A 17,050-nucleotide genomic window follows, 5' to 3' on the forward strand; every position below is an offset into this window, starting at 1 on the left:
CGCCACACCCGCGCCCCGGCCCCACCCGCGCCACACACCCGGACCGGCAGCCCAGCGAAGCCACCAGTAACGGTTTGGGCAGGAAGCTTAGCAATATGCGAGACTAAGTCCGTCTGCCTGCCGTTCGCTGCCGCCGTGCGACTGGACACCGCACACCAGGGGCGCGGAGAACCGGCACAGTTTTTGGGGAACGCAACAGGGGGAAGCACGTGCCAGCATTGAGGGGGGTTGTGCCCGCGCGGCTGCGCGCGCACCGAAAAGCCATCTCGGCCGGCTCCGCCGTGGCAGCCGCAGGCGCGCTCGTCGCCACCGCCATCCTGTATCCCGGATTCGCCAGCGCGGACGTGGACCTCAACGACGGCGGCGTCTGGGTCACCAACCAGACCCAGGGCATGGTTGGGCACCTGAACTACCCATCCCGGATGCTCGACGGCGCCTACGCCGCCAACAGCGACCGCTTCGACATCACCCAGCACGAAGGCACCGTCTTCCACGCCAACACGGACCAGTCCAAGGTTTCCCCGGTGGACGTGGCCAACGTAGCCCGCGGCACCGAAGTGCAGCTGCCGGCGTCGGCCGTGCTCAGCCAGGGCGGCACCGCCGTGGCCATCACCGACCCCGCCGGCGGCAGCGTCTGGCTGACCAGCACCGGCTCCCTGCCCTTCTTCAGCGACACCGAACTGGAACCCGCACTGGACAACTCACCGGGCGCCGCCGCCGGTGTTTCCCCGGACGGCACCGCGGTGATCGCCGACCCTCGCGGTGGCCGGATCCATACCTACCAGGTGGCCCCGGACGGCAGCTACGGCGAGCCGGAGACCACCGAGTCCCAAGAGCTGACGGGATTCGGTGACGTGCAGGTCGCCGCGGTGGGCAGCAAACCGGTGGTGTTCGACGCCGAATCGGGCACCCTGGTGCTCCCCGGCGGACGCACCGTGACGCTTGAGGACACCCGCGGTGCCCGGCTGCAGGAATCCGGACCGGATGCGGACTTTGTGGCCCTGGCTACGGCGACTTCCCTGGTCGAGCAGCCGCTGAACGGTTCCGAAGCCACGGTCACCGAAATCGGCAGCACCGGCACCCCCGCACCGCCGGTGCTGGTTGACGGCTGCGTGCATGCGGCCTGGGCCGGCGCCGGAACGTACCTGCGGAACTGCGCCGGGGAATCGGACAACCTGCGCGAAGAGATCCAGGGCATCGGCGCATCCTCCGACCTGGTGTTTCGCGTTAACCGCTCCGTTGTGGTCCTCAATGACATCAACGGCGGCAACGTGTGGCTGGTGCTTGAAAACATGCAGCTCGTGGACAACTGGGGCGACGTAATTCCGCCCAAGCAGGACTCCAGCGACGACGAAGAGGAATCCGCCAGCGAGAACCCGGTCAACACCCTCCCGGACCGCACCGGGGAAAACCGGCCGCCGGTTGCCTCCGACGACAGCTTCGGAGTGCGGGCCGGCCGCACCACCATCCTGAACGTCCTGGACAATGACACCGATCCCGACGGCGACCTGCTCACCGTCCAGCCCACCGGGGAACAGCCCGGGGCAGGAACGGTCCAGGAAATCTACAACGGTGCCGGGCTGCAGGTCGTGGTGCCGGCCGAGGCCGCGGGAACCAGCACGTTCAGCTACGAGGTCCGCGACGGCCGGGGCGGAACCGCGTCGGCCACTGCCACAGTCCAGGTGCGCCCCGCGGGGGAGAACGCCCCGCCCGAACCCCGCCGTTCCACCCGGATCCTGGTGGAACAGGGCAAGTCTGTCAGCCAGAACATCCTCAACGACTGGATGGACCCCGACGGCGATGACCTGGTCCTGGTCTCCGCCGAGCAGACCGCCGACGGCGACCAGGTGCGTACCCGCTCCGACGGGCTGCTGACCTTCCGCGATATCGGCAAGACGCAGGGCGTGAAGGACGTGGCGGTCACCGTTTCCGACGGCACGGAAACCGCCACCGGCACCGTCACCTTCGATGTCCGTCCGTCCGGCGTGCTCCCGCCGGTCACCAACTTCGACCACTTCACGGCCACGGTCGGAGAGGCGGTCACACTTTATCCGCTGCAGAATGACCTGGACCCCGCCGGCGGCCAGCTCAGCCTGGCCCGGGTGGATCCTGAGGATGACGACGGCTCTGAGCTGGTCCCGAACTACGAAACAGGTGCGGTGTCCTTCACCCCGGCTGCGGCATCGACCTATTACCTCGAGTACCTGGTGACCAACGGGCCGCAGAGCGCCGCCGGACTGATCCGGGTGGACGCCGCCGAATCCGGCCGCCAGGGAGCCCCGGTGGCCGTCCGCGACGTCGCACTCCTTCCGCGCGGCGGCAGTGTGCTGGTGGACGTGCTGGGCAACGACACCGACCCCACAGGCGGAGTGCTGGTGGTCCAGTCGGTCAACGCCGGTGCCGGCTCACCGCTGGACGTGGAGGTACTGGACCACAACATCCTGCAGATCCATGACGTGCGGGGCATGCAGCAGCAGGGCGCGATCCGCTACACCGTCTCCAACGGCACGGCCAGCGCCAGCGGCGAAGTCAGCGTGCTGCCCGTGGAACCTCCGGAAACCCTGCTGCCGCCCTCCGCCTTGGCTGACACCGCCACCGTCCGCGTGGGCGACGTCGTGGACATCCAGGTCCTTGAAAATGACACCTCACCCGCCGGAGATGAACTGACGCTGAATCCAGTGCTGGCTCAGGGTGTCGACCCGGCCGACGGGCAGCTGTTCGTCTCCGAAAACACGCTGCGCTTCGTCGCGGGCGAGACCGCGAAGACCGTTTACGCCATCTACGAGGTCCGCGACTCCACCGGCCAGAGCGACTCGGCGCAGGTGCGGATCAACATCCGGCCCCGCGATGACGAGAAGAACACTCCGCCGGTTCCCCGGAACCTGGAGGGCCGCGCCATCGCAGGGACCACGGTCCGGATTCCGGTGCCCCTGAACGGACTCGACGCCGACGGCGACTCAGTGTTCCTGGACGGCATCGCCGCCGCCCCGGTACAGGGCGCTGCCGTTCCGGGCCCCGACTACATCGATTACACCGCTTCTGCCTCCGGGGCAGGAACCGACTCTTTTACCTACACGGTCCGGGACCGGCTGGGCCTGGTCAACACCGGCACCGTGCGGGTGGGCATCGCCCCGGCTGCCGAAGCGAACCAGAAACCCGTGGCAGTGAACGACGCCGTGAGCGTGCGTCCGGGACGCGAAGTCGCCGTGCCGGTCCTGGCGAACGACTCAGACCCCGACGGCGATCCGCTGTCCCTGGACCCCGACGGCGTGACCAGCCAGGAACCGTCCATGGACGCCCGTGCTGACGGGCCGCGGGTGCGCTTCACCGTGCCCGCGGAAGCCGGCACCTACAACGTCCGGTACTCCGTGAAGGACAACCGCGGCGGCGCAGCGAACGGCAACGTCGCCGTCGTCTCCGATCCCAACGCCGAACTGCTGGCACCGATCGCCCGGGATGACCGGGTGGAAGTCTCCGAGATCCGCGGCCGCACCGCAGTGGATGCAGCAGTACTGGAGAACGATGAGGACCCGGACGGCGTCGCAGAGGATCTGCAGGTCTCCGTGGACCCCTCCCGCACCACCGCCTCCGTGGTGGGGGACAGTGTGCGGGTGGAACTAACCGACGAGGCGCAGGCCATTCCCTACACGGTCGAAGACATGGACGGCGGAACGGCCACCGCCGTGCTCTGGGTGCCGGGCCTGAGCGCCCAGTACCCGACGCTGCTCAGCAACGCCGTCCAGGAAGTCCAGGCCGGGGACACCCTGGACCTGGAGCTGGGCGATCTGGTGGAGGTCCGCGAAGGCAGGACGCCGCGGATCACCGAGACCGCGAAGGTGAGCGCCATCGGCTCGTCCAACCGGGACACCTGGGTCGCGGACGAAGACACACTGGCCTACACCGCGGATGAGGACTACGCCGGCCTGGGCTCCATCACGTTCGAGGTCACCGACGGGTCCGGCCCCGATGATCCCGAAGGACTCAAAGCCACCCTCACCGTGCTGGTCAACGTCACCCCGCTGCCGGAACAGAACCTCCCGCCGGCCATGAGCCCCGGTTCGCTCGAGGCCGCCAAGGGCGAAGACGCCGTGACGCTGGACCTGGCGCCGCTGGCCGCCGACCCCAACCCGGAGGACGACGGACGCCTGAGCTTCGCGCTGGCCGGACCGGTGCCGGAAGGGTTCGAAGCCCGGCTTTCCGGCACCGTGCTGGAGGTCTCCGCCGCCGACGACGCCGCCGTCGGCACTCTGGGCCAGCTCGCCGTCACGGTCACCGACGGCCGCAGCGACCCCGTGCCGGGCCGCGTCGACCTCACGGTGCTCGCATCCACCCGTCCGCTGCCGGTCGCCGCGGACGATTCAGTGGACGACGCCGTGCAGGGCCGCCCGGTCACCGTGGACGTGCTGGCCAATGATGACAACCCCTTCCCGGACAGCCCGCTGCGGATCCTGGAAGCCACCGCTGACGGCAACGGCACCGCGGAAGTGCAGGGCGATTCGGTGGTGGTCACCCCCGACGCCGAGTTTGTGGGCAGCATGAGCGTGCAGTACCGGGTGGAGGACAAGACAGGCCAGGCAGACCGCCAGGCCTCGGCCCAGATCCGGCTTTCCGTGCAGGGCCGCCCGGATGCGCCGTCTACCCCGGTGGTTGAAAGTACCCGGAGCCGCACGGTGGTGCTGGCCTGGGATCCGCCCGCCGCCAACGGATCACCGATCACGGGCTACACGGTCACCGGCTCCAGCGGCTTCAGCCAGGAATGCCCGGCCACCACCTGCACCCTGACCGGGCTGACGAACAACGTTGAGTACACCTTCGCTGTCACGGCAACGAACGCCAACGGCACCTCCGACCCGTCCCCGCAGTCCGCCGCCGCCCGCCCGGACACGCAGCCGGCACAGCCCGCACCGCCGAACCTGGCCTTCGGCGACCGCCAGCTGGACATCACCTGGACCGCACCTGAAAATGACGGCTCTCCGATCGAGACCTACGACCTGCAGATCTCCCCGGCACCACCCGGCGGCGAAGCGCAGAAGAGTGTTCCGGCGTCGATGACACGCACCACCTGGACCGGGCTTTCCAACGGCACCAGTTACCGGGTCCGGGTCCAGGCCCGCAACGCTGCCCCGGAACCGTCCGGGTTCAGCGACTACTCCTCCCCGGAAATCCCCGCCGGTGTGCCGGATGTGCCCGGAACCCCCACCACGGCGAAGGCCAACTCGGTGGGCGTCCAGAGCCAGCTCACCGTGGATTGGCCCGACGCCGCCCCGAACGGTGCGGAGATCAGCATGTACGAGCTGCGCGAGTACCGCGGCTCCACCCTCGTCCGGACCCACGAGGCAGGCAAGGCCTCCAACATGACGGTCCGGGTGGATAACTCCGAACAGAACTACTCCTACTCGGTCCGGGCCCGGAACAAGGCCGGCTGGAGCGAATGGGGGCCGGCATCGGCGCCGCGCCGCGCCGTCGGCGTTCCGGATGCTCCGGCAGCCCCGTCCCTGTCCGCTTCCCGCACCGGCGCCGAAGGACGTGCAGTGACCATTACGTTCACGCCGCTGTCCGCCAGCGCCCGCAACGGTGCGCGGGCCGAGGAAATCAGCTACCGCGCCAGCTTCAGCGACGGACGGTCCATGATGGTCAGCAGCGGCCAGGAAATCACCGGGTTCAGCAACGGAGCCAACATCACCGCACAGCTCACAGCCGTGGTCAACTCCGACGGTTCCGCCTATGACAGCCCTGCCTCAGCGGCCTCGAGCGCCGTGAAAGTGTTCGGCAGCCCCGGCACGCCGTCGGCGTCGGGCTCCAGCGGCGGACAGGGCAGCCGCACCGCCACACTGTCCTGGTCAGCGCCCAACCAGAACGCGCACGACGTCGCGCAGGTCCAGATCTCGGTCAACGGCGGAGGCTGGGAGAACGTGGGAGTCTCCGGCAGCCGCAGCGTCGGCAACGGATACGACGAGTCGCACAGTATCCGGGTTCGGGTGCTGAACTCGCAGGGGACGCCTACCCCCGAGCAGTCGTATGCCAGAGCCTCGGCCCGCACCGGCGCCGAGCCGCCGCCACCGCCGCCCCCGCCGCCGTCCAGCTGGACCCTCACGGTGGGCAACCAGCTCGATGAGTCCGACAGGCGCACCTGCATGGACCCGGCGGACCGCACAAACTACACCGGTTCCCGCTGCATCGGCAACCACTGGGCCTACATCGGTGAGCGGATCACCACCCGCTGCTACATCGTGCGCGGCGGCGGCGCGATCTGGTACCGGCAGTTCTCCGGGCCCAACCGTGACGCCATCAACGACGGCCTGCACATTAAGGGCACCCACACCAGCTTCGGCAACAACCCGCCCAGCGGGATGGGCCGATGCTGAACCAGCCTCACCGCACCTCGTCCGCACCACCTAGGGGAAACACCACCATGTCCATGACCGAAGAACAGGCCGCCTGGTTCGCTGAGACCTTCGCCCAGCTGGTCACCAACGTCGGCAAGGCGGTCCTGGGCAAGCCCCAGGCCGTCCGGCTGATCCTCACGTCCATGCTCGCCGAGGGCCACGTGCTGCTCGAGGATGCCCCCGGCACGGGCAAGACCATGCTGGCCCGTGCCCTGGCCGCCACCGTGCAGGGAACCACGTCCCGCATCCAGTTCACCCCGGACCTGCTGCCCTCCGACGTCACCGGCATCACCATCTATGACCAGAAAACCCAGGCCTTCGAATTCCACCGCGGCCCGATCTTCGCGAACGTGGTCCTGGCGGACGAAATCAACCGTGCCTCGCCCAAGACCCAGTCCGCACTGCTGGAAGTCATGGAAGAATCCCGCGTCACCGTGGACGGCACCACCTACACGCAGGAACGCCCGTTTATGGTCATCGCCACCCAGAACCCAATCGAGCAGGCCGGCACCTACCGGCTGCCCGAAGCACAGCTGGACCGGTTCCTGATCAAGACCTCCATGGGCTACCCGGACCACGCCGCCACGGTGGAGCTGCTGGCCGGGTCAGCCACCCGGGACCGGTCGGCAGCGCTGAGCGCCGTCATCACCTCCGCCGCCGTGCGGGACATGGCAGACCTCGCCGCCACCGTGCACACCGACACGTCCGTGCTTGAATACATCGCGCACCTGACCGCCGCCACCCGCGAGGCACCCGAAACCAGGCTCGGCGTCAGCGTCCGCGGCGCCCTGGCCATGGTCCGGGCCGCCAAGGTGTGGGCTGCCTCCGAGGGCCGGAACTACGTGCTGCCCGACGACGTGCTGACGCTCGCCCCCAGTGTGTTCACCCACCGCCTGGTCATGGACCCGGAAGCAGAATTCTCCGGTGCCACCGCCTCCGCCGTACTCGAGACGGTGCTGGCTTCCACCGCAGCGCCGCAGCAGCGCGTGAACGCCTAGGACTGCACCCGTGCCCGGTTTACCCCCAATACCTGCTGCGTTCCGCCGTGTCCCGGCGGCTGCCTTCCGTGCCGTCACGCCGCTGGGCTGGACCGTGGCAGGGCTGGCCGGCGTGTGCTGGCTGGCCGGGGGACTGCTGGGCTGGCGCGAGGCGCTGATCGCAGCACTCACGCTGACGCTGGTGCTGGCAGCCGCCGTCGCGTTCGTCCTGGGCCGCCAGGCCTACGCCGTTCGCCTGGATCTCAGCCGCACCCGGGTGGCCGTGGGGGACGACGCCGTCGGATCCCTGACCGTCCGCAACCCCGGCGCGCGGCTGCTGCTGCCGGCGCTGCTGGAACTTCCGGTAGGAGCTGCCACCGCCGTCTTTGAACTCCCGCGCATGGCACCGGGGTCCGAACACGAGGAACTGTTCCGGATTCCGACCGCCAAGCGTGCCGTGATTGTCGTGGGACCGGTCGAATCGGTGCGCCGGGATCCCTTTGCCCTGCTGGGACGGCGGCTGCGGTGGACGGACCCGGTGGACCTGTTTGTGCATCCGCGAACGGTGAACCTGCAGGGATCGGCCACCGGATTCATTAAGGACCTCGAAGGGCTGCCCACCCGGGACCTCAGCACAGCGGATGTGTCCTTCCACGCGCTCCGCGAATACGTGCCCGGCGATGACCGCCGGCACATTCACTGGAAAACCACCGCCCGGACCGGCACCATGATGGTCCGCCAGTTTGAGGAGACCCGCCGCTCCCACCTGGCCGTAGCCCTTTCCACCCGGCGGTCCGACTACCTCAGCGGAGAAGACTTTGAACTGGCCGTCTCAGCCGCCGGATCCCTGGGCCTGCAGGCCCTGCGTGAACAGCGGGACCTGAGCATGCTGACCCAGGACGGCGTGCTGCGCAGCGGCAGCGGAACCATCCTGCTGGACGGGCTCACCCGCGTGGAAAACACTGACCGGAGGGAAGGCACCCGGGACCTGGCCGCACTCACCGCCGACGCCGTGCCCAACGCCTCCGTGGTCATCCTGGTCACCGGGACGGTGCCCACGGCGGCGGAACTGCGCTCCGCCGCCGCCGCGATTCCGCCCGGTATCCGCACCCTGGCGGTCCGCTGCGCCGAAGGCGAACCGGCCGGCCGGCGGGACATCGCCGACCTGACCGTGCTGACCTGCGGCAGCCTCGATGACCTTCCCGCGCTGATCCGAAAGGGCACAGCGTGAGTACCGAAACACCGCTCCGACCCCGGGAACGGAACCGGCAGCCCGGCACCCGGCCGGCGGGCATCAGCCCGGCACTGCTGCGGCGCCTCCTGGAAGCTGCCGCGCTGGCCGTCCTGCTGGCAGCCGGTGTGCTGGGATTCGGTCCGGGGTTTGGCGGTGACCCCCGCTACCTGGCCGCAGGCCTGGGCGGCGTTGTCCTGGGCCTGCTCCTGGCCGGAGCCGCCGTGGCGCGCCACTGGGGACTGTGGACGACCGCCGGAGCAATGGCCGGCACGTACCTGCTCCTGGGCTCGGCGCTGGCCGCCCCGGTGGAAGCCGCCGGCGGGGTGCTTCCTACCTTCTCCTCCCTGCGGGTCCTGGTGCTGGGTGTGGTCTTCGCCTGGAAGGACCTGCTGACAGTTGCCCCGCCGGTGGGCACCGCAGGCGGAATGCTGGTGGTTCCGTTCCTGCTCAGCCTGCTGGCCGGTCTCGCCGCGGGCCTGCTCTGCTGGCGGGCGCGCGGAGCGTACTGGCCGGCCCTGCCGGTGCTGGCGCTGTTCGCTGCGGGCATTGCCTTTGGGACCAAGGAGGTGCCGCTGCCCGGCCTGCGCGCACTGCTGCTCGCCGCCGGGCTGCTGGTGTTCCTCTCCTACCGCCCGAACCAGGCGCAGGCAGCGCTTGCCGCACCCCAGGCAGCATTGAGTTCGGCGCCTGCCAAGGCGGCCCGGCTGCGCCGCCGGCTCTATGGCGGTGCCGTGGTCGCTGCGGCCGCAGCCCTGTCCCTGGCCGTCTCTCCGCTCCTGGGCGCGGACACGGAGCGCAAGGTGCTCCGCGACGCCGTCGAACCTCCCGTTGACCTGTTCAACTTTCCCAGCCCGCTCACCGACTTCCGCCGCTACGTGAAGGACAACGCGGACACCACCCTGTTCACGGTTCAGGGGCTGCCGGAAGGCCAGCGGGTCCGTCTGGCAGTCATGGACGCCTACGACGGAGTGGTCTACAACGTCAGCGGACAGGCCGCGGGCGGGTTCGCCCGGGTGGGTGACGCCGGCACACTGGGGGCGGGCGGGGAAAGCGGAACTGAAGCGACCCTGCAGTTCCAGATCCAGGACTACAACGGTGCCTGGCTGCCCTCGGGCGGCGAGGTCCGGGCCCTGCGCCCGGCGGGGGAACGCGCCCGCGAGATCGCCGGCGGGCTGTATCACGACGCCGGCAGCGGCACCCTGCTGTCCACGTCCGGTGTGCGCTCCGGGGACAGTTATGAAACGGCAGTCGTCTTCCCTGAGGAGTACGACGACGCGCAGCTGGCACAGTACGGGTTTGCCCGGACGGCGATGCCCCGGCTGCAGCAGGATCCGCCGATCATCGGGGCCAAGGCAGCCGAATTCGCCGGTGAGGCAACCACCCCGATTCAGCGGGTGCGCCAGCTGCAGCAGATCCTGGCCACGGAAGGCTACTTCAGCAACGGCAAGGACGGGCAGACACCGTCCATGCCCGGGCACGGTGCCGCCCGCATGGTCAGCCTGCTCGACGCCGAGCAGATGGTGGGCGACGACGAACAGTACGCGGTGGCGATGGCCCTGATGGCCCGCAAGCTGGGGATCCCGGCACGCGTGGTGATGGGGTTCTACCCGGACTGGGATGAGCTGGGAGGAGCTCCGGGGAAGATCGACATCACCGGTGACGACGTCCATGCCTGGGTGGAAGTGGAGTTTGAACGCGTTGGCTGGGTGCCGTTTTTCCCCACCCCCGATGAGGACAACGAGCCGGTTCCGCCGCAGCAGCAGCCCAAGTCCACCCCCAAACCGCAGGTGCTGCAGCCTCCACCACCGCCGCAGGAACCCGCGGAGCTGCCGCCGGACACTGCCGCCGACCCGCAGGACGCGGACGAGAAGGAGGAGGATCTCTGGGAGAGCGTCTCCGGGTTCCTGCGCATCCTTGGACTGGCCTCGCTGCCGCTGCTGGTCCTGTTCGGGCCGCTGCTGCTCATTCTGCTGCTCAAGCGCCGGCTGCGGAAAAAACGCCGTACTGCCGGAGGCACGGCGCAGCGGGTTGCCGGCGGCTGGCGCGAAGTGCTCGGTGCCGCCGCTGACCTGGGAGTTGCCGTGAGCGGACGCCGCACCCGCCGCGAAGACGCCGCCGCCCTGGGCCGCGCCTTCCCTGTCGGCGCCGTTGCCACCGCCGCCTTGGCCCGCCGGGCCGACGCCGGGATCTTCGGCCCCGGAGACCCGAGCGAGGAAGAGGTCCGCAGCTACTGGGACGACGTGGAAAGCGTCCGCGTCTCCCTGACCGGCACCGCAGGCTTCTGGCAGCGCCAGCGCGCCCGGTATTCGCTGCGTTCACTCCGGCTTGAAAACCGGCTTTCGGCACGGCCCCGCGAACCCCGCCCCCGGGCCGCCGGAATAAGCCGGCGGATGCGGCGCGCAGGTGCGAAAGTGACCCGCCGCACCGGCGCTGCTCAAGACCGGCAAGGTCCGTTAGGGTAATGGTGAGAACAGGTAAGACAGATCACTACAGTGAGCAGCTTCCGAATAGGGCGTGAATGAACTCCGACGAAACAACATCTGAGCCCCTGGAACTGGAAGCGGTCTTTGGCTATGCCTCCGACCGCGGCCTGCGGCGGGAACTGAATGAGGACTCGCTGATCGCGGCGGATCCGGTATTTGCTGTGGCCGACGGCATGGGCGGGCACGAAGCCGGCGAGATCGCCAGCAGCATCTGCGTCCGCACCCTGGGCGACTCCCGGCTGGTAGGTGAGCACCTGCCCGAGGTCCCCGCAGCGGAAATCGAAGAGCTGCTCGCCAAGGCAGATCGGCAGATCCGTGAAGCAACGGGCGGGCGTGCCGGCACCACGCTCACCGGCGCCGTGCTGGTGCAGGAAGAATCCCGCCCCTACTGGCTGGTGTTCAACGTGGGCGACTCGCGGACCTACCGCCTGTCCCGCGGCGCACTGGAACAGATCACCGTTGACCACAGCGAGGTGCAGGAACTGGTCGACCTTGGCCAGATCACCCCTGACGAGGCGCTGGTCCATCCCAGGCGCCATGTGGTCACCCGGGCCCTGGGCACCGGCAACGACACCAACGCCGATTTCTGGCTGATTCCGGTGGAGCCGGGCGACCGGCTGATGGTCTGCTCCGATGGGCTGACCGGAGAGGTGAGCGACGGCCACATCTTCCAGGTCCTCTCCTCCGTACCCAATCCGCAGGATGCCTGCGCTGCCCTGGTGCAGGCAGCACTGCGCGCCGGCGGCCGCGACAACATCACGGTGCTGGTGATCGATGCGCACTCCGGGTCCGCGACCCCGGATTCGGGAGCCATCACGCTGCCCGGACTGGCAGTTCCCCCCGCGTCCGGCGGGTCCGCGGACACCACCAACGGCAGCAGCCCCGGACCCGACGCGGCGGGACCGGCAGACAACGGACAGTGATCGACTGATGGACGGACTGCGGTACCGCCAGGGCCCCGGGGCTGACTGGCTGGTGCTGGTTCGCGGCACCAAGGTGGTGCTGCTGCCGGCAGAAACCAGCCAGCAGCGGGTGGACGATGTGTGGACCTCCCTGCAGGGCAGCCCCTCGCTGGAAGACGTGTTCGACGCCGTCACCGGCGGACTCGCGGGGTCGCTGAGCCGCCTGCCGTCCTTCGGACTGGTCTCGGTTGACGGACAGGTCAACGTCCTGCTGCGCGGGGAGCTGGAACTGGAACTGGACGGTGCCCCGGCAGCATCCGGACGGAACCTGCGGACCTGGAGCGAACAGGTGTTCCCGGCCTCCGGCAGGCTGGCCCTGCGCTCCTCGGATCCGTCGGGTCCGGCGTCCGCGCCGCTGCTGTTCCTCCGCGACGGGATGGCTGCGGTTCAGGCCATCGAAATTGATCTCGACGCCGTTCCTGAAGCCGACGCCGTTCCTGAAGCCGCCGCCCTGCCGGAAACCAACACCGTTGCCGCCGCCGCTCCGCCGGATCCGGCTGAGCTCCCCGTCCCCAGCGAGCCTCCGGCCGCACCGGCCCCCGGGACGCCTGTTCCCGAGGTACCGGCGGAACCCGCCGCAGAGCCCCTCGCCGCTGTCTCCGAACCTGCGGGGGAATTGGCCGAACCTGCTGCTGTCCCCGGCCCCGACCTCAGCGCGGCAATACCCTGGCTGAACCTCACACCGCCGCCGCTCTCTCCGGAAACCGCGCTCCCGGAGGAAGAGGAACCAGACCGCCTTCCGGACGGCGGTGAACCCACCGAGACCCTTCCTCCGGTGGACCACGACGGCCACACCGTCATGGGATTCCGCCCGCAGCCCGGAACGGCGCTGCCGGGCACACCGCTGCCCGGGGCTTCGGCGCCCGCCCCCACGGTCCCGGACGCCGCTCCGGAAGAGGACGACGGCGAGACGATCCGTTCCGCTCCGGCGGTCCCTGCCCCCGGCGGCTCGTCAACGGGGTCCCTCCCGAACCCGGACACCGGTCCCACTGTCCTGGCCCGCACCTGCCCGCAGGGCCACATCAATCCGCCCACCGCAGCCTCCTGCCGGGTCTGCGGCACCGAAATGTCCGGCGAGCCGCGTCCCGTGTCCCGGCCCAGCCTGGGCCTGATGCGGCTCTCCACCGGTGCCGTGTATGAGCTGGACCGGAACATCGTGATTGGCCGCCAGCCCTCGGCGTCGCGCGTGGCCGGAGCTGCCCTGCCCCGGATGGTGCAGGTTCCCAGCGACAGCGGAGACATCTCCCGCTCGCACGCCGAGGTGCGGCTGGAAGGCTGGCACGTGATGCTCCGGGACCTGTTCTCCACAAACGGTACGGTGCTCATCCGCGAAGGGTCCCTGCCGCGGCGCCTGGCGCAGGGCGAGGCTGCGATCCTCCTCGACGGGGACATCGCTGAACTGGGCGACGGTGTGACGCTGCGGTTTGAAGGACTCGCATGAAAAAGCGGCCCCCCGCGCCGCCGCCTAGGATTCCAGGGTTCAGTTTCCTGGAACACCTGGGTTCCGGCGGCTTCGCTGACGTCTATCTCTATGAACAGGACCGGCCCCGCCGCCGGGTAGCGGTCAAGGTGCTGCTCTCCGACCTGCGCGAGGAAGCCTCGCGGGCAAGCTTTGAAGCCGAAGCCAACCTCATGGCGCAGCTCTCCACCCACCCCTACATCGTCACGATCTATGAAGCGGACACCACCGCGGAGGGCCGGTCCTACCTGGCCATGGAGTACTGCTCCCGGCCCAGCCTGGACGCCCGGTACCGCCAGGGCGGCCTGCCGCTTGCGGAAGTGCTCGCCGTCGGGGTCCAGGTGGCCTCCGCCGTGGAAACCGCGCACCGGGCGGGCATCGCCCACCGTGACATTAAGCCGGCGAACATCCTCACCACGGACTACAACCGGCCTGCGCTGACGGACTTCGGCATCTCCGGCACGATGGACAGTGAGGAAGACGGTGATGTGGGGATGTCCATTCCCTGGTCGCCGCCTGAAGCCCTGGCCGGTGCCCGCGTGGACGGCATCCGCGCCGACGTGTATTCACTGGGAGCCACGCTCTACACACTGCTCGCCGGGCGGTCCCCGTTTATGCGTCCCGGACGGAGCAACGCCCAGCGGGACCTGGTGGCACGGATCATGTCCGAACAGCTCACACCGACCGGCCGCAGCGACGTGCCGGAATCCCTGGAACTGGCACTGGCCACGGCGATGGCCAAAAGCCCCGAATCACGGTACTCCTCTGCCTATGCCTTCGCCCTGGCACTGCAGCGCATCCAGGCCGAGCTGAACCTGTCCGTCACCGAGTTTGCGGTGCTCGATGAAGCCGGCCGCCAGGAGGCAGCCGACGACGACGGCGACCGCACCCGGGTGAGACGGATCGTCTCGATTGATCCGTCGGCAACAACGTTCCCGCCCACCCTCCGCAGCGGGAGGAGCATGGTCTCCCCGGATGCGGCGTCGGGGGAGTACACGGCGGAGGGAACGGTGCTGCGGCCAGCGGCCGCGCCTGCCGGCCCTGTACGCGGAGACAGCCCGTCAGTGCATTACGTGGCCGGCGAGTCCGGTCCCGGGCCGGCTACCGGCGCTCCACCCGGGAACGAACCGGACGCACCCGTCCCGGAGAATGCAGCAGCGGCCGGGAACCAGGCCGGCACGGGACGGAAAGCGGTACCCCGCGGGCGCATCCTGGCCGGGGCTGCCGGCGCAGCCCTGGTGGCTGCCGCAGCCGCAGCGCTGGTCCTGGCCCCGGACCCGGCGCCGCGCCAGGACGCAGTCCCGCCGTCCCAGCCGCCGTCGAACGCCCTGGGCGGCCTGGAAGGATCCGTGGCGCCGCCGTCGGAGCTTTCCGGTGTGCAGGAAGCCGGTGAGGCGGTGTTCACCTGGCAGAACCCCGAACCGCAGGAAGGGGACATCTTCCTCTGGCGCAGCGTGACCGCTACCAGCAAGGGGGAGCTGGTGCGAACCTCTCAGGCCGAGGCGGTCCTGCCCGCCACGGGCACACAGACGTGCATTGAGGTGCAGGTGGCGCGGGCCAACGGACGGGCGTCGGAGCCTGCGGCTGTCTGCACCGGGTAGGAGCCGCGCCGGTGCGCAGAGAGCGCCGGGCATGGGGGAGAAGCAGGGATGGGACATAATGAGCCTCGGGGGAGCGCCGGAGCGGTGCTGCTTGGGCAAGGTTCCGCTGCGCAGTTGCGCCGGAGCCGCTACGAAGGAGAGGGATCTTGGGGGATCTGGCGATTGATTTCAGCGGGGAGTGGTATGAGCCGGAAGATGGAACGGTGTTCCGGATTGGGCGCGAGGGGGACCTCGCCATTGATGACAATCCCTATCTGCACCGGCAATTCCTGACCATCTCCCAGGAACACGGAATCTGGTGGCTGACCAACATTGGCAGCCGGATCTCCGCAACCATTTCCGATTCCAAGGGCGGCATGCAGGCCTGGGTGGCGCCGGGGGCCAGGATACCGCTGGTCTTCGAGCAGACCCGGGTGGTCTTCACCGCCGGACCCACCACCTACGAATTTGACGTGCACCTAAAGACCCCGGCGTTCCGTCCGGATCCGCTGGACGATTCAGGATCCGGGGAAACCACCATTGGGCCGGTGGTGTTCACCGAATCGCAGCGCGCCGTGATCGTGGCGCTCGCCGAACCGATGCTGCGCCGGGACGGTACGGGTTACAGCGCCCTGCCCACTTCCGCCGACGCTGCGGCGAGGCTGGGGTGGTCGCAGACCAGGTTCAACCGCAAGCTGGACAACGTGTGCGACAAGCTCGACCGGGTGGGGGTGGCGGGCCTTCGCGGGGGACCCGGCAAACTTGCGGTCAACCGCAGGGCCCGGCTGGTGGAGCACGCCGTCACGTCCCAGCTGGTGACGGCCGCTGATCTGGCCCTGCTGGACCAGGTTTCCGGGGACTCCGACGCCTGACACCGGGCGGCATCAGCACACCGGTCATACGGCGAGAAGAAGAAGCTAGGAACGAAGAGGTAATGGCAACAAACCCGAATCTTGTGAACGCCACCGCCGGCCAGCGGCTTGCGGCCCGTGCGCTGGACAGTGTGCCCCTCCTTGCCCTGGTGCTGGTGGCGCTGCTTGTGCCGGGACAGCTGCCGCTTCTGCTCTGCGCCGCCGGTGCTGCGGGCTACCTTGCCTGGATCTGGCTCTGGGAAGCAGCCAGCGGACAGACTCCCGGGAACCGTGTGCTCGGACTGCGAACCGTAAACGAAGACGGCCTGGCGCCGGGCTTCGGGGCCGTCCTGGTTCGAAACCTGCTGCTGGCCGTCTCCGCCGTAACTGTGGTGGGGCCATGGATCCTGACGGTCTCCAACCTCTGGGACCACCCCACCCGCAGGCAGTGCTGGCATGACAAGGCCGCCCGCACCCTCGTGGTGGACATCCGCGCAGGCCGGGATCCCCTGCTCACCGGCGGGCGCTGGGCAGGTGCAGCAGCCCCGGCACCGGTCCCGGCCGCCGCGCCAGCCACCGGGTGGGTGCCTGGACCCCCGACGCCGGCGCCTGCCGCACCGGCTGCGCCCGCAGCTCCAATCAGCAGCGTGCCCGGAGTCGGCGCAGCCGCAACTCAGACCGCAGTGAGCAGTGCTGCAGCGGACGAGGAAGAAGATGTTGAGCTGACCCGTATTGTCTCCCGGGGGCAGGGGACAGGCTGCCGCCTGGTGTTCGACGACGGCGCCGCCGTCCGGGTCACCGGCACCGCACTGCTGGGCCGCAACCCCGCGCCGGCCATCGGTGAAAAAGTGAACCAGCTGATCGACTTCGCAGACATGGGACGGTCCGTGTCCAAGACCCACCTGCATCTGCAGTCCGACGGCTCGGCGGGACTCTGGGTGACAGACCGCGATTCGACCAACGGCAGCTCGATCGTGGCTCCGGACGGCCGGCACGAAGCCCTCGCCGCGCACAGCCCCGTGCTCGCGCCGTCGGGCAGTACCGTCTACTTCGGTGACCGGCACTTTACTGTCGGCTAGTCCCTGACGGGACGCTTCGCCGCCCCTTAGCGTTACAGA

The 17,050-nt window shown here is 69.3% G+C and carries 9 protein-coding genes; all 9 read left to right on the forward strand.

The features are described 5' to 3' along the window. Positions 1-209 precede the first annotated feature (209 nt). The 9 genes from TVC13_RS08415 to TVC13_RS08455 all read left to right on the forward strand — a co-directional run bounded on the left by TVC13_RS08415 (position 210) and on the right by TVC13_RS08455 (position 17,011). Positions 210-6,365 carry an Ig-like domain-containing protein gene (locus tag TVC13_RS08415; protein ID WP_422400767.1) on the forward strand — a complete coding sequence of 2,052 codons (6,156 nt, stop codon included), beginning with the start codon at positions 210-212 and terminating at the stop codon, positions 6,363-6,365. Positions 6,366-6,412: 47 nt separating this feature from the next. Continuing rightward, on the forward strand, positions 6,413-7,384 hold the full coding sequence (locus TVC13_RS08420) for an AAA family ATPase (protein ID WP_422400768.1): 972 nt from the start codon (positions 6,413-6,415) through the stop codon (positions 7,382-7,384). A 10-nt stretch (positions 7,385-7,394) separates the two neighbouring features. Further along, the gene (locus TVC13_RS08425; protein ID WP_422400769.1) at positions 7,395-8,594 is read left to right on the forward strand and encodes a DUF58 domain-containing protein; all 1,200 of its coding nucleotides are present in this window, start codon (positions 7,395-7,397) and stop codon (positions 8,592-8,594) included. Beyond that, the gene (locus TVC13_RS08430; RefSeq protein WP_422400770.1) at positions 8,591-11,059 is read left to right on the forward strand and encodes a transglutaminase-like domain-containing protein; all 2,469 of its coding nucleotides are present in this window, start codon (positions 8,591-8,593) and stop codon (positions 11,057-11,059) included. Before TVC13_RS08425 ends, TVC13_RS08430 begins: the two co-directional genes overlap by 4 nt. Before the next feature lie 56 nt (positions 11,060-11,115). Then, the gene (locus tag TVC13_RS08435) at positions 11,116-12,003 is read left to right on the forward strand and encodes a PP2C family protein-serine/threonine phosphatase (protein ID WP_422400771.1); all 888 of its coding nucleotides are present in this window, start codon (positions 11,116-11,118) and stop codon (positions 12,001-12,003) included. A 7-nt stretch (positions 12,004-12,010) separates the two neighbouring features. Then, positions 12,011-13,483, forward strand: coding sequence for an FHA domain-containing protein (locus tag TVC13_RS08440; RefSeq protein ID WP_422400772.1), 1,473 nt, complete (start codon positions 12,011-12,013; stop codon positions 13,481-13,483). Further along, positions 13,480-15,102 (forward strand): serine/threonine-protein kinase, encoded by a 1,623-nt coding sequence (locus TVC13_RS08445; RefSeq protein WP_422400773.1) that lies wholly within the window; start codon positions 13,480-13,482, stop codon positions 15,100-15,102. The genes TVC13_RS08440 and TVC13_RS08445 overlap by 4 nt, the downstream gene beginning before the upstream one ends. A 146-nt stretch (positions 15,103-15,248) precedes the next feature. Then, positions 15,249-15,953, forward strand: a complete 705-nt coding sequence (locus TVC13_RS08450) for a hypothetical protein (protein WP_422400774.1) — start codon at positions 15,249-15,251, stop codon at positions 15,951-15,953. Between the two features lie 62 nt (positions 15,954-16,015). Then, on the forward strand, positions 16,016-17,011 hold the full coding sequence (locus TVC13_RS08455; protein ID WP_422400775.1) for an RDD family protein: 996 nt from the start codon (positions 16,016-16,018) through the stop codon (positions 17,009-17,011). Positions 17,012-17,050 lie beyond the last annotated feature (39 nt).

Source organism: Arthrobacter sp. 3Tela_A, assembly GCF_049311025.1.
Taxonomy (GTDB): Bacteria; Actinomycetota; Actinomycetes; order Actinomycetales; family Micrococcaceae; genus Arthrobacter_B.